This is a genomic window from Mycobacterium sp. ML4, assembly GCF_054515735.1.
Map to the genome: position 1 here is coordinate 225,265 of NZ_JBTNSY010000008.1, position 12,614 is coordinate 237,878.

Annotated in this window: 14 protein-coding genes; all 14 read right to left on the reverse strand. The window is 66.3% G+C overall.

What is annotated here, in order from left to right:
- Positions 1–33: 33 nt before the first annotated feature.
- A complete protein-coding gene (lsr2, locus tag ACX9NE_RS11565) occupies positions 34–372 on the reverse strand; it encodes a histone-like nucleoid-structuring protein Lsr2 (protein WP_055577626.1) in 339 nt (112 codons plus the stop codon).
- A gap of 117 nt (positions 373–489) precedes the next feature.
- Positions 490–2,001 carry a lysine--tRNA ligase gene (gene lysS / locus ACX9NE_RS11570; protein WP_459361662.1) on the reverse strand — a complete coding sequence of 504 codons (1,512 nt, stop codon included), beginning with the start codon at positions 1,999–2,001 and terminating at the stop codon, positions 490–492.
- A 151-nt stretch (positions 2,002–2,152) separates the two neighbouring features.
- Positions 2,153–2,971 carry a type III pantothenate kinase gene (locus ACX9NE_RS11575; protein ID WP_459361661.1) on the reverse strand — a complete coding sequence of 273 codons (819 nt, stop codon included), beginning with the start codon at positions 2,969–2,971 and terminating at the stop codon, positions 2,153–2,155.
- A gap of 2 nt (positions 2,972–2,973) precedes the next feature.
- Entirely contained in the window at positions 2,974–3,393 is a 420-nt protein-coding gene (gene panD / locus ACX9NE_RS11580; RefSeq protein WP_459361660.1) for an aspartate 1-decarboxylase, read from the reverse strand.
- Positions 3,393–4,316 carry a pantoate--beta-alanine ligase gene (gene panC / locus ACX9NE_RS11585; protein ID WP_459361659.1) on the reverse strand — a complete coding sequence of 308 codons (924 nt, stop codon included), beginning with the start codon at positions 4,314–4,316 and terminating at the stop codon, positions 3,393–3,395. Before panC ends, panD begins: the two co-directional genes overlap by 1 nt.
- Positions 4,313–5,248 carry a Rossmann-like and DUF2520 domain-containing protein gene (locus tag ACX9NE_RS11590; protein WP_459361658.1) on the reverse strand — a complete coding sequence of 312 codons (936 nt, stop codon included), beginning with the start codon at positions 5,246–5,248 and terminating at the stop codon, positions 4,313–4,315. The genes panC and ACX9NE_RS11590 overlap by 4 nt, the downstream gene beginning before the upstream one ends.
- A 103-nt stretch (positions 5,249–5,351) precedes the next feature.
- The gene (locus ACX9NE_RS11595; protein WP_459361657.1) at positions 5,352–6,653 is read right to left on the reverse strand and encodes a DUF6779 domain-containing protein; all 1,302 of its coding nucleotides are present in this window, start codon (positions 6,651–6,653) and stop codon (positions 5,352–5,354) included.
- An 86-nt stretch (positions 6,654–6,739) separates the two neighbouring features.
- A complete protein-coding gene (locus ACX9NE_RS11600) occupies positions 6,740–7,219 on the reverse strand; it encodes a DUF3180 domain-containing protein (protein ID WP_459361656.1) in 480 nt (159 codons plus the stop codon).
- Positions 7,219–7,746, reverse strand: coding sequence for a 2-amino-4-hydroxy-6-hydroxymethyldihydropteridine diphosphokinase (gene folK / locus ACX9NE_RS11605; protein ID WP_459361655.1), 528 nt, complete (start codon positions 7,744–7,746; stop codon positions 7,219–7,221). The genes ACX9NE_RS11600 and folK overlap by 1 nt, the downstream gene beginning before the upstream one ends.
- Positions 7,743–8,135: a dihydroneopterin aldolase gene (folB, locus tag ACX9NE_RS11610; protein WP_459361654.1), complete on the reverse strand. Its 393-nt coding sequence runs from the start codon at positions 8,133–8,135 to the stop codon at positions 7,743–7,745. The genes folK and folB overlap by 4 nt, the downstream gene beginning before the upstream one ends.
- A complete protein-coding gene (folP, locus tag ACX9NE_RS11615) occupies positions 8,128–8,946 on the reverse strand; it encodes a dihydropteroate synthase (RefSeq protein WP_459361885.1) in 819 nt (272 codons plus the stop codon). Before folP ends, folB begins: the two co-directional genes overlap by 8 nt.
- 19 nt (positions 8,947–8,965) lie before the next feature.
- The gene (folE, locus tag ACX9NE_RS11620; protein WP_459361653.1) at positions 8,966–9,568 is read right to left on the reverse strand and encodes a GTP cyclohydrolase I FolE; all 603 of its coding nucleotides are present in this window, start codon (positions 9,566–9,568) and stop codon (positions 8,966–8,968) included.
- Between the two features lie 15 nt (positions 9,569–9,583).
- Positions 9,584–11,806: an ATP-dependent zinc metalloprotease FtsH gene (ftsH, locus tag ACX9NE_RS11625; RefSeq protein ID WP_459361652.1), complete on the reverse strand. Its 2,223-nt coding sequence runs from the start codon at positions 11,804–11,806 to the stop codon at positions 9,584–9,586.
- A 373-nt stretch (positions 11,807–12,179) separates the two neighbouring features.
- Positions 12,180–12,593, reverse strand: a complete 414-nt coding sequence (locus ACX9NE_RS11630) for a VOC family protein (RefSeq protein ID WP_459361651.1) — start codon at positions 12,591–12,593, stop codon at positions 12,180–12,182.
- Between the last annotated feature and the right edge of the window lie 21 nt (positions 12,594–12,614).

Sequence of the window (12,614 nt, forward strand, 5' to 3'; positions counted from 1 at the left end):
GGCTGCACGCCCGGGCACCGGTCAGGCGTGTGGTTACGTGGCGGCGTGAAACGCGTCGATCACGTCGGCCGGGATGCGGCCACGTGTCGAGACGTTGTGCCCGTTACGGCGGGCCCATTCCCGGATCGCGGCGCTCTGCTCGCGGTCGATGGCACCACGGCCGCGGCCGGAACCGGAACGCCCACGGCGGCGCCCGCCCACGCGACGACCGGCGGCCACCCACTGCTTCAGGTCATTGCGCAGTTTCGTCGCATTCTTACTAGAAAGGTCGATCTCATAGGTCACCCCGTCAAGCCCGAATTCGACCGTTTCGTCGGCGGAGCCGGCACCGTCGAAATCATCGACCAAGGTGACGGTCACTTTTTTCGCCATTGGCTTACCCTCACATTTCTTCTTGCTGCAGTCACAGATCCAGTTTGGATAGACTCCCCAGTGATCTAATGTGCCATAGGAACCGAGAATTCTCAATCCGGACACCACTTGTGCAGATCAGTTGGAGTGCGGACGCACAATCGGGAACAAAACGGTCTCCCTAATTGACAGGCCAGTCAAACACATCAGCAACCGGTCGATACCCATTCCCGTTCCGGTACACGGCGGCATACCGAACTCCAGCGCCGCCAGAAAATCTTCGTCGAGCAACATCGCCTCGTCATCACCGGCGGCGGCGGCACGGGCCTGATCAGCAAATCTATCGCGTTGTACCACCGGATCGTTTAATTCCGAGTACCCGGTGGCCAGCTCCATTCCGCGCAGGTAGAGGTCCCACTTCTCGGTCACCCCACCGATACTGCGGTGGTGGCGGGTCAATGGTGTGGTCTCCACTGGAAAATCCCTGACAAATGTGGGAGCCGTCAGCTTCTTGCCCACGGTGTGCTCCCAGAGTTCCTCGACGAGTTTGCCGTGACCAAAGCCACGGTTGTCCGGAATCTCCACGTCCAGTTGTGCCGCGATCTCGCGTAAGCGCGTCACCGACGTGCCAGGGGTGATGTCTTCTCCGAGCGCATCCGACAGCGAGGAATACATCTGCAGAGTTGCCCATTCTCCGCCGATGTCGTACACACTCCCGTCGGGCAACGGAAGTTGTCTGGTGCCGATCGCCTCGTCGGCCACCTCTTGAATAAGCTCCCGAGTGACGACTGCCGAATCGTCATAGGTCCCGTACGTCTGGTAGGTCTCCAGCATCGAGAATTCCGGGGAATGCGTGGAATCGGCACCTTCGTTTCGGAAGACTCGATTTAGTTCGAAGACCTTGTCGAAACCACCGACGATGCAGCGCTTGAGGAACAGCTCCGGCGCGATCCGCAGGTAAAGGTCGATGTCGAGCGCATTGGAATGGGTGATGAACGGCCGCGCTGCGGCGCCACCGGCCAGTGTCTGCAAGATGGGGGTTTCGACTTCAAGGAACCCGCGGCGTTCCAGTGCATTGCGGAGGGCGCGAATTACGGCGATCCGCTGCCGGGCCACCGAGCGAGCCTGCGGGCGGACGATCAGGTCGACATATCGCTGCCGCACCCGCGCCTCTTCGCTCATCTCCTTGTGAGCGACCGGCAGCGGTCGCAGCGACTTGGCGGCCATCTGCCAGGAGTCCGCCAGAACCGACAGTTCGCCCCGGCGTGAGCTGATCACAGTGCCGTGCACGAACACGATGTCGCCCAGGTCGACGTCGGCCTTCCACGCGTCCAGGGACGCCTGACCCACCTTGTCGAGGCTGATCATCGCCTGCAGCTGGGTGCCGTCGCCATCCTGCAGTGTCGCAAAGCACAATTTTCCGGTATTACGGGCGAACACCACCCGGCCGGCGACACCGACCACCTCGTCGGTCGCGGTGTCGATAGGCAGGTCAGGATAAGCGGCCCGAACCTCGGCCAGCGTGTGCGTGCGCTCGATCGCCACCGGGTAGGGGTCGTGACCCTCCGCCAACAGCCGGGCACGCTTGTCCCGACGGATACGGAACTGCTCGGGAAGATCCTCGCTCACGTCTCGATCGGCGGCACTCACGACGTGCCAGCTTAAATGAGATCGCGGCGCGCCGTTGCCGGGCGTCTTCGTCTCACCGAGCGGGCCGTCACCACGACAGGTAGCCCTGGCACACGACGCACCGGGAAAGTGTGCGTCATTTGCAAATGGATCAATTGTGGCGCGGCGACGCTCAGCGCGCCGACTTCAGCCGGCCACGCTGGGCATCCTGGTTTCGCTCGAAAACCAGCCGTAGCCCGTGCAGGGTGAGGTGCTTGTCGTAATGCTCCACGGTGTGCAGTTCCGGCAACAGCAGGGGCGCAGTGTGTCCGGTGGCCACGACGGCGACGTCGTCGCCACCGGAGAAGCCCTTGACGTCGTCGCGGATCCGGCTGACCAGGCCGTCGACCAAGCCGGCAAAGCCGAATACCGCACCCGCCTGCATGCACTCCACCGTGTTCTTGCCCACCACCGATCTCGGCCGGGCGAGTTCGACCCGGCGCAGCGCCGCCGAGCGTGCCGCCGCGGCGTCCGACGACACCTGCACGCCGGGCGCGATCGCACCACCGAGAAACTCTCCCTTGGCCGACACCACATCCACACAGATCGACGATCCGAAGTCGACGACGACAGCGGCCTTGCCGAACTTGTGGAACGCCGCCAGGCAGTTCACGATCCGGTCCGCCCCTACCTCTTTCGGGTTGTCGACCAACAGCGGGATTCCGGTGCGCACTCCCGGTTCGATCAACACGTGCGGCACCGCCGGCCAGTACTGGTCGAGCATGACCCGCACCTCATGCAATACCGAAGGCACCGTGGACAGCCCCGCGGCACCGGTGAGGCGCTCGGCGTCCTCGCCGATCAAACCGTCGATGGTGAGCGCCAGTTCGTCCGCGGTGACTTCGGATTCGGTGCGGATCCGCCACTGCTGAACGACTTTCGCATTCTCCCTGGCTCCGGCCAGCAAGCCGACGACGGTGTGGGTGTTGCGGACGTCGATCGCCAGCAGCACGGTTACCGGACGCCGATCCGAGGGTCCAACAGCTCATCGACGCCGTCGGGTACGTAAGCGGGGTCGCTACCGAGGTCGATCTGCCTGTTGTCGGCATCGACGAACACGATCCGCGGCTGGTAGGTGCGAGCTTCGGCATCCTCCATGGTGCCGTAGGCGATCAGGATCACCAGGTCCCCGGGATGAACGAGATGCGCTGCCGCGCCATTGATTCCGATCACTCCGGTGCCGCGTTCACCGGTGATCGCGTAGGTGACCAGCCGGGCGCCGTTATCGATGTCGACGATGGTGACCTGCTCGCCCTCGAGCAGGTCGGCCGCGTCCATCAGGTCGGCGTCGATGGTCACCGATCCGACGTAGTGCAGGTCCGCCTGGGTGACCGTGGCCCGGTGTATCTTCGACTTCAACATCGTCCGTAACATCAATTCCTCCAATGTGATTGAGTGTCCGGCCCACTGGTGGTGCCGGCGAAACTACCGATTTGAATCGCCACATTGTCCAGCAGCCGGGTGGTGCCCAGCCGCGCCGCGATCAACAGCCGCCCGGATCCGTTGGTAGGCACCGGACCAAGCTGGGTGTCGCGCAGCTGCAGGTAGTCGACCTCCAGCCCCGGCGTGGCCTGCAGCACCGCACTCGCTGCGTCCAGCGCGGCCTGGAAACCGTGGGTGGCCGCATGCGCCCCCGCGGACAGGGCCGCCGAAAGCGCCACGGCCGCTTCGCGCTGCACCGGGTCCAGGTAGCGGTTACGCGACGACATCGCCAATCCGTCGGCTTCCCGCACCGTAGGCACACCTACCACCTGCACGTCGAAGTTCAAGTCGGCGACCATCTGCCGGATCAGCACCAGCTGCTGATAGTCCTTTTCGCCGAAGAAGACGCGGTCGGGCCGGACAATCTGCAGCAACTTGAGTACCACCGTCAGTACTCCAGCGAAATGTGTTGGACGCGAACGACCTTCGAGTTCAGAAGCCAACGGCCCCGGCTGCACGGTGGTGCGCAGGCCGTCGGGATACATGCCGGATGCAGTGGGCGCGAATACAATTTCCACACCCTCGCCGCGCAATAGCCGCAGGTCGTCATCGAATGTTCGCGGATAGGCATCGAGATCTTCGCCGACGCCGAACTGCAACGGGTTGACGAAGATCGACACCACCACCACGGACCCGGGCACCCGCTTCGCGGCGCGCACCAGCGTCAGGTGACCTTCGTGCAATGCTCCCATGGTGGGCACCAACATGACTCGACGGCCCGTGTGCCGCAGCGCGCGGGTGACCTCGGTAACGTCCGCCGGCGCCGGGTAGACATTGAGTTCGCCCGGCTCGAATTTGCGAGGCTGTCCCTTCACTGCGCCAGCACCTCGACAACGTCCTGAGGGGCGTGCGCACGCTGGGCGGTCCGCAGTGCGTTCACCCGGTAGGTCTGCGCGAGTTGCGGATCGGTTGCCTCGAGTGCGTTCAGGTGACCGGCAACCGCGGCCGCGTCGCCGCGCGCGACCGGTCCGGTGAGGGCGGCCTGGCCGCGCTGCAGCGTGTTCTCCAGCGCCGCACGGGCCAGCGGGCCCACGATGCGTTCGGCGATGCCGCCCGGTTGATTGTCGACGCGCTGTCCCCCGCAAGCGGGAGGTACCCCCAGTCCGAGTAATTCGTCCTCTTTCAGGGCGGCCCGCAACGCCTCGAGCGCATCGGCCAGCACGGTCACCAGGTGGTTGGAGGCGTGGGCGAGCGCGGCGTGGTACAACACGCGCGCGTCTTCGCGCACGTAGAACGGCTCGCCTCCCATTTCCAATACCAACGACTGCCCGATGGCGTATCCGACGTCGTTCGCGGCGGTGACGCCGAAGCAGGTGCCGGGGAGTCTGGCGATGTCCTCATCGGCCCCGGTGAAAGTCATCGCCGGATGAAGAGCCACCGGGATGCATCCATGCCGGGACAGCGGCTCGAGGATCCCGATCCCGTTGGCGCCGGACGTGTGCACCACGATGGTGCCCGGCCGCACCGCCGAGGTGGCAGCCAATCCGGCCACCAGGCCTGGCAGCTCGCTATCGGTGACCGCCAACACCAGCAACTCCGAAGCCGCGGCGACATCCGGCGGCGGAAGTATCGGCGTATCGGGAAGCCGGCGCTGGGCCCGCTGCACGGAGGGATGGGAAATGGCGCTGCACGCCACCACCACATGGTCGGCGCGCTCCAGCGCGACACCCAGCGCGGTGCCGACCCGGCCGGCGGAAATAATCCCTACCTTGAGCCTGGCCGGACGCAAACCGTCGAACTGCTCCATCGCAGACGACCTCACAGATTTCTTCGTTCGTTCCAGTCCCGCAGCGCGGGTACCGGACGGTCACCAGAAACTTTAGTCGATGCGCCAGGCAGCGCACAGCGTGTCAGGCGTCACGCCGCCGTCGGCGGCCCCCGCCGCTGGGTTGCACCTGGAAGCGTGCCAACAACTCGGCGGCCGACTGACCACCGCTGGGGGTTTCGGTGTCTTCCTGGCTACCGACCGGTTCTTCGGCGCTGCGGTGCCGGGGAGCGGGTGGGGGCGGTGGTGCGGGGGCAAGTCGAGGCGGGGCGGGTGGCTCCGAGGCCGGCGGACGCGGCTCTGGTTGGGAGTCCCGGGACCGCAGCGGCGCGCCCGATGAGTTCCCGGAGAAATTCCCGACGCCGTAATCCCGGTATTCGGCCGAATGCCGTGACCGCGAACGGCGGCCACCGTACTGCGGCGGAGCGACCTCCTCCGGTAGGCCGATGGGTCCAGCCACCGGCTCGTCGACGTTGGCGTGCCGGGAGCGCCTGCCGCGGCCCTCTCGTTCCCTGGGCACTTGGGCGGCGGGAGCATCTGCCCGTGCCCAGTGGCTGCCCGGCGCGCCGGGCGGTAGCCACTGCCCGTCGGCGGCGACCGGCTGCCGGGCCGCCGGCGGTGGTTGCGACTGCGGCGGTGGCTGGAAGTGGGGCGGGGGTGGTGGTGGCCGATGCCGCGGCTGGAACTGCTCGGGCTGCGGCGCAGGCGGATACTCCCGGACCTGGGCGGGCTGACGTGGCGGCAGCAACGGTTCCTCCGGCACGTCGATGATCGCGACCTCCTCCTCGCGTAGCGGGGTCTCGTCGGGCGTTTGCTCCTGGCGCACGGCGGTGACGCGGTCGCTGGCGACCCAGTCGACCGGCAGGCTCTCACCGTTCGTGGCGCCGCTGGCGGGCCGATCGGTCAACGCGCGCGCGGCGTCTCTCCTCAAGTTCTCAAGTGCCGGTCGGTGCTCGAGGTCGGTGTCGAAGAGAATCTCCAGGTTTGTTCGCAGCGCCGACAATTCGGCCCGCAGCGCCGCGATCTCGTCGGCCGCCTGAGCACGCAGCTCGGCCGCAAGCTCGCGGCGCAGCTGCGACTCCACCGTCAACTCGTATTCGCGGCGCGCCGAGATTTCTCGATCCAGCTGAAGGTCGTAGACAAGCTTCATGTCCCGCGCCCGCGCCTGATCCGCCTCGGCCTGGCGACGGTACAGCACCGACACGAACGCGCCGGCCACGGCGGCCCACAACGCCAGGATCACAGCGAGCTTGAGAAGTTCCACCCGATCGGTGAAAACCAGCGCGGAACTGGCCCCGATTGCAAGAACCAGCAACGTCGTCAAGAGCACCCACCCCGGCCTGCGGCCGCCGCGCCGGACCCGAGCGCCGCGGGACAGAACGGTCATGGCCCCTGACTGTACCCGTGCGAGGTCACTTGGCGTGTCGCACCAGTCCGGCGATTCTCAGCCGGAGTTGCCGGGGGTTGCCGCGGCTAGGTCTCGGCCCCTTCACCTTGCTCGCCGGGATCCTGCGGAGGCGACTTGCAGCAATGTTGCAACCACATCGCGGCTACCACCAGCGCCAGCGCGCTCGCCGCCGCCACCACCGCACCGCCAGTGTCTTCGGCGGCTGCGCGCATCCACGACCGCCGGGGCAGGAAGTAGACCAAGACCCCCAGCCACCAACCCAGCATCACCGCGCCCACCCAGGCCGACGCCTTGGCGACCATCAAGCTGCGTGCCACCGCGAGCGGATGCAGCCAGCCGGACGCGTCACCGATCTCGCCGTCATTGATCCTGGCGCGCACGTTGCGTGCCCACAGCGCCTCGGCGACGGCGACCACCAGGAGTGAGACCCCGCTCCAGACCGTGATCGGCGGAAAGTACCGGTACAAAACCGTGATGAGCAGATAGCCCACCACCGCGGTACCGAGCACCACAACCGTCAGGTCCCGTTTGCGGGTAGGCCCCATCAGGTGTCCAGCGTCAGCGCGGTCAGGCGAACGCCCTCCCGTTCAGCGGGTTCGAGCCCGGCGAGCAGTTCGGCGACGGACCTGGTCGCGTCGTCGAGCGTCAGCTCAGCGTTCGGATCGACGTCCAACCACGGCACCAGCACGAATGCGCGCACGTGGGCCAAGGGATGCGGCACCGTCAAATCAGCCCCTTCACACAACACGTCGACGCGGCCGCTCGACGACGGCCGGCAGCACGCGATGATGTCCACGTCGAGAGTGCGCGGTCCCCAACGCCGTTCCCGGACCCGCCCGGCCGCGTTCTCGAGTTCCTGCGCGCGGCGCAGCCAGTCCCGGGCATCCCGCCCGGGGTCATCGGCGACCAGCACGGCGTTGAGAAACGGCTGCTGGTCGACGCCGCCCCAGGGGTCGGTCTCGTAGACCCGCGACACGGCCACGACCGCATCGCCCAGCCCGTCGACGACCGACTGCAGATGTCGGTGACGATCGCCCAGATTCGAGCCGATGGACAACACCACCCGGGTCATACCGCGTCAGCCGCCGAACCCCGACCTCCACGGCGCGAACGCCGGGTGACCACTGCGACGTCGGTGAAGGGCAACGGAATCGGAGCCTGCGGTTTGTGCACGACCACCTCGACCGCATGCACTCGCTGGTCGGACATCACCTCATCGGCGATCTCCGCCCCGACCGTTTCAATGAGATTGCGCGGGGTCCCGCCGACAATCTCATTAGCCCGTTGGGCCAGACCTATGTAGTCGTAGGTGTCGGCAAGCTCATCGCTGCGAGCGGCGTCGGCCAGGTCCATCCACATGGTGATGTCGACGACAAAACGTTGACCTGCCACCCGCTCATGGTCGTAAACCCCGTGACGGCCATGAACGATCAAGCCACGCATCTCAATCCGGTCAGTCATCGCTTCCGGTCCTTCCAGTTCGCTGCCACGCCTGAACAACTTTGCGGGCGTCCACCGATGCACGCACGTCATGCACCCGCACACCCCAGACCCCGTGCAGCATCGCTAGAGCGGTGATCACCGCCGTCGCGGTCTCGCGGCCGTCTGCTGGGCGCGGCGTGCCGTCCGGCCCGGCCAACAATGTACCGAGAAAGCGTTTGCGGGAGGCTCCGAGCAACACCGGAATCCCGGTCGCTACCAGCTTCGGCAACCCGTGCAGCAGCGCCCAATTGTGTTGTCCCGTCTTGGCGAAGCCCAATCCGGGGTCGATCAGCAGGCGGTCCGGGTCAACGCCCGCCGCCACCGCATCGTCGACGCTGGCCAACAGCTCGGCGCGTACGTCGGCCACCACATCGCAGTAGTCCGGGACCCGGTGCGGATCGTCCGCCGACACCGGTCGCCAGTGCATCAGCACCCAGGACACTCCCGCGTCGGCCACCAACGGCGCCATGGCCGGGTCGGCGCGTCCGCCGGACACGTCGTTGACGATCTGCGCGCCGTTCTCCAGCGCCGCCCGGGCCACCCGAGCGCGCATGGTATCGATGCTGACGGTGATTCCTTGCGCAACAAGCTCTTTGACAACGGGCACAATGCGCTCCGTTTCGACCTCGGGGTCTACCCGCACCGCGCCCGGCCGCGTCGACTCGCCCCCTACGTCGATGATGTCCGCACCGTCGGCAGCCAACGTCAAACCGTGCCGCACCGCACCGTCGGCGTCGAGGTAGCGCCCGCCGTCAGAGAACGAATCGTCAGTGACGTTGAGCACCCCCATCACCTGCACGGGTGCGAACTCACTTCCGCAGGATGAGATCGAGCGCTTCAGCTCGGCAGGCGGCGTCCGACTTGAACTGCCCGCGCACCGCCGATGTCGTCGTCGTGGCGCCGGGTTTGCGCACACCGCGCATCGCCATGCACAGATGCTCGGCCTCGATGACGACGATCACCCCGAGCGGGTCCAGTCGACGCATCATCGCGTCCGCGATCTGGCTGGTGAGCCGCTCCTGCACCTGCGGGCGTTTGGCGTAGAGGTCGACCAGCCGGGCGATTTTGGACAGGCCGGTAACCCTGCCGTCCGCTCCGGGGATGTAGCCGACGTGGGCCACTCCGTGAAACGCCACCAGATGATGCTCACACGTGGAGTACATCGGTATTTCCTTGACGATCACCAGCTCGTCGTGATCCTCGTCGAACATCGCGTTGAGCACGGTGGCGGGATCTGTGTAGAGCCCGGCAAAAATCTCCTTGTAGGCGCGCGCGACACGAGCCGGCGTGTCTCGCAGACCATGTCGATCAGGATCTTCGCCGACCGCGATCAGCAACTCGCGGACCGCTGCCTCGGCACGCTCCTGGTCGAACGGACGTGCACCGGTACCTCGGGAATCCAGCTGCGTCATCGAACCCTCCGTGGTTCAGCCGTGGGCCGGCGGATTTGACCGAGTCACGTCTTTGTCCAGCCGACCGGCGGACTCCTCGGCACCAGGCTCGCCGCTGGCCGGGCCTGGATAGCCGGGTGCGGGTTGCGGTCGGCCCGACGAAGGCGGGGGCCATCCCGGTGCGTGCCATCCGGCCGGGGCACCGTAATCGGGCTGGGTGGGTCCGTGTGAGCCGTTGGCCCCGTTGCCCTGGGGCTCCGGTTGCGCCTCCTCGGCGGCTTTGCTGGCGCGGGCGATCGCCGCCTTGAACGCCGGCTCGGGCAGCGGTTGCGGCCAGGGTTCGCCGCGCTCGATCGCCAACTCGCCCGGGGTCTTGATCGGCGGCTTGTCCGACGGGATGCGGCCTCCGAAATCGTCGAACATGGTAAGCCTCGGCCGCTTTTCGACGTCGCCGAAGATGGCCTGCAGCTCTGGGCGGTGCAGCGTTTCCTTCTCGAGCAACTCGCCGGCCAACGTGTCCAGCACATCGCGGTATTCGGTCAGGATCTCCCAGGCCTCGGTGTGCGCCGCCTCGATCAGCTTGCGAACTTCTTCGTCGATCTCGCGCGCAACCTCGTGCGAATAGTCCGGCTGGGTACCCATGGTGCGGCCCAGGAACGGGTCACCGTGTTCGGTGCCGTACTTCACCGCGCCCAGGCGCGCGCTCATGCCGTATTCGGTGACCATCGCCCGGGCGATCTTGGTGGCCTGCTCGATATCAGACACCGCACCTGTGGTCGGCTCCCGAAAGACCAGTTCCTCGGCAGCGCGTCCACCCATCGCGAAGACGAGCTGAGCGATCATCTCCGAGCGGGTTCTCAGGCCCTTGTCCTCTTCCGGCACCGCAACCGCATGGCCGCCGGTACGGCCTCTCGCCAGGATCGTCACCTTGTAGACGGGGTCGATATCGGGCATCGCCCAGGCCGCCAGCGTGTGCCCACCCTCGTGGTAGGCGGTGATCTTCTTCTCCTGCTCACTGATGATGCGGCCCTTGCGTCGCGGGCCGCCGATGACCCGGTCGACCGCCTCTTCCAGCGCTGGGCCGGTGATGACCGTGCCGTTCTCCCGGGCGGTCAGCAGGGCAGCTTCGTTGATGACGTTGGCCAGGTCGGCACCGGTCATGCCGACGGTCCGCTTCGCCAGCCCTTCCAGGTCGGCGTCGGGGCCGATCGGCTTGCCCTTGGAGTGCACCCGCAGGACGGCGCGGCGGCCCGCCAGGTCGGGGTTCGTCACCGGGATCTGGCGGTCGAAACGGCCTGGCCGCAGCAGCGCCGGGTCCAGGATGTCGGGCCGGTTGGTGGCCGCGATCAGGATGACCCCGGCGCGGTCGCCGAAGCCGTCCATCTCGACCAGCAACTGGTTCAGGGTTTGTTCGCGTTCGTCGTGACCGCCGCCCAGCCCGGCGCCCCGCTGGCGGCCGACCGCGTCGATCTCGTCGACGAAGATGATGCAGGGGCTGTTTTGTTTCGCTTGCTCGAAAAGGTCTCTGACCCGCGATGCGCCGACGCCGACGAACATCTCGACGAAGTCGGAGCCGGAGATGGTGAAGAAGGGCACGCCCGCTTCGCCCGCCACGGCGCGCGCCAGCAGCGTCTTGCCGGTGCCGGGCGGGCCGTAGAGCAGCACACCCTTGGGAATCTTGGCGCCCAGTGCCTGGTACCGGCTGGGATTCTGCAGGAAGTCCTTGATCTCGTAGAGCTCCTCGACAGCCTCGTCGACGCCGGCGACGTCGGCGAAGGTGGTCTTCGGCATGTCTTTGGACAGCTGTTTGGCCCGTGACTTGCCGAAGCCGAAGCCCATCCGGGCGCCGCCCTGCATGCGGGAGAACATCACGAACAAGCCGACCAGCAGCAACAACGGCAGCACGTAGACGAGCAGTTCGCCGATCAGACTGCCCTCGTTGACGACAGTGCTGACCTTTGCGTTCTTGGCGGTCAGCGCGTTGAACAGGTCGACGCCGTAGCCCGTCGGGTACTTGGTGATGACCTTGTCGGCGTTCTCGGTGTCGTTGTTGCCCTTCTTCAGGGTCAACCGCAGCTGCTGCTCGCGGTCGTCAATCTGCGCGCTCTTGACGTTGTCGCTGTTGATCTGGGCCATCGCCACCGAGGTGTCGACTGGTTTGTAGCCACGGGTGTCGTCGCTGAAGTAAAAGAACGACCAGCCGAGCAACGCCAGTGCAGCCACTGCCGTGAGCGTGCGGATCACGTTTCTACGGTTCATCAATCATCGGCCGAGGTGGCCAGGTCCTTCCGATAAACGCAGCTGGAAATGTCCAGGTTACCGCCCGCGGCGATCGCAAGCTCCGGCAGAGCCGGAGCGCCGCGGGTCGCCGCCCTTGTTCCCGCGGCGATCGCAAGCTCCGGCAGAGCCGGAGCGCCGCGGGTCGCCGCGTTTCAGACAAGTCAACGATCGGCAGTTCCCGAGCTTGGGCCGAGCGTGAAGCCAGCTTCACGTTCGCCGCCGAGCGTGCGACCAGCTTCACGTGCGGCGGAGGAACCACGTGCGGCGCAGGAACCACGTGCGGCGCAGGAACCACGTGCGGCGCAGGAACCACGTGCGGCGCAGGAACCAGGAACTACGCTCAACGCAGGAATTACTCGTAGTAGCGAGCCTCGATCACATTGCCGTCAGGATCGGCGAAGTAATAGCCCTGCGGCGCCCAGCCCAGCGCGCCGAAGCTCCGGTTCAGCCGCGCGCTGGTATCCACGCCCTCGGACTGAAGCCGGCGATCCAACGCGTCGTACTCGTCCTTCGTCATCGCCAGGCATACGTGGTTGACTGGATGACCCGCGCTGCCGGACACCTTCGTCAGCTCTTCGGTACCCGCAGCGCCTTCGCTCGGGAGCAAGTCGATGATGGCGTCGTCGCAGACCCGCACGCTGGGGAAAGGCGCCTCTCCGGTGCGGAACTCGTCGAACCGAACTGGTGCCAGTCCAACGACCCGGGTGTAGAAATCCATCGACACGGCGGGGTTCTTCGTCCACAGCACTACATGGTCAATCCGCATGGCACTCCATGATGCGGGGTG

Excerpts from the sequence above, each read along its gene's own strand:
- ACX9NE_RS11600 (WP_459361656.1), bottom strand. The coding sequence starts at position 7,219 with ATGGGGCCTACCCGCAAACGGGACCTGACGGTTGTGGTGCTCGGTACC.
- lsr2 (WP_055577626.1), bottom strand. The coding sequence starts at position 372 with ATGGCGAAAAAAGTGACCGTCACCTTGGTCGATGATTTCGACGGTGCC.
- folK (WP_459361655.1), bottom strand. The coding sequence starts at position 7,746 with ATGACCCGGGTGGTGTTGTCCATCGGCTCGAATCTGGGCGATCGTCAC.
- panD (WP_459361660.1), bottom strand. The coding sequence starts at position 3,393 with ATGTTACGGACGATGTTGAAGTCGAAGATACACCGGGCCACGGTCACC.
- folB (WP_459361654.1), bottom strand. The coding sequence starts at position 8,135 with ATGACTGACCGGATTGAGATGCGTGGCTTGATCGTTCATGGCCGTCAC.
- ACX9NE_RS11590 (WP_459361658.1), bottom strand. The coding sequence starts at position 5,248 with ATGGAGCAGTTCGACGGTTTGCGTCCGGCCAGGCTCAAGGTAGGGATT.
- ftsH (WP_459361652.1), bottom strand. The coding sequence starts at position 11,806 with ATGAACCGTAGAAACGTGATCCGCACGCTCACGGCAGTGGCTGCACTG.
- folE (WP_459361653.1), bottom strand. The coding sequence starts at position 9,568 with ATGACGCAGCTGGATTCCCGAGGTACCGGTGCACGTCCGTTCGACCAG.
- ACX9NE_RS11595 (WP_459361657.1), bottom strand. The coding sequence starts at position 6,653 with ATGACCGTTCTGTCCCGCGGCGCTCGGGTCCGGCGCGGCGGCCGCAGG.
- ACX9NE_RS11630 (WP_459361651.1), bottom strand. The coding sequence starts at position 12,593 with ATGCGGATTGACCATGTAGTGCTGTGGACGAAGAACCCCGCCGTGTCG.
- folP (WP_459361885.1), bottom strand. The coding sequence starts at position 8,946 with ATGGGGGTGCTCAACGTCACTGACGATTCGTTCTCTGACGGCGGGCGC.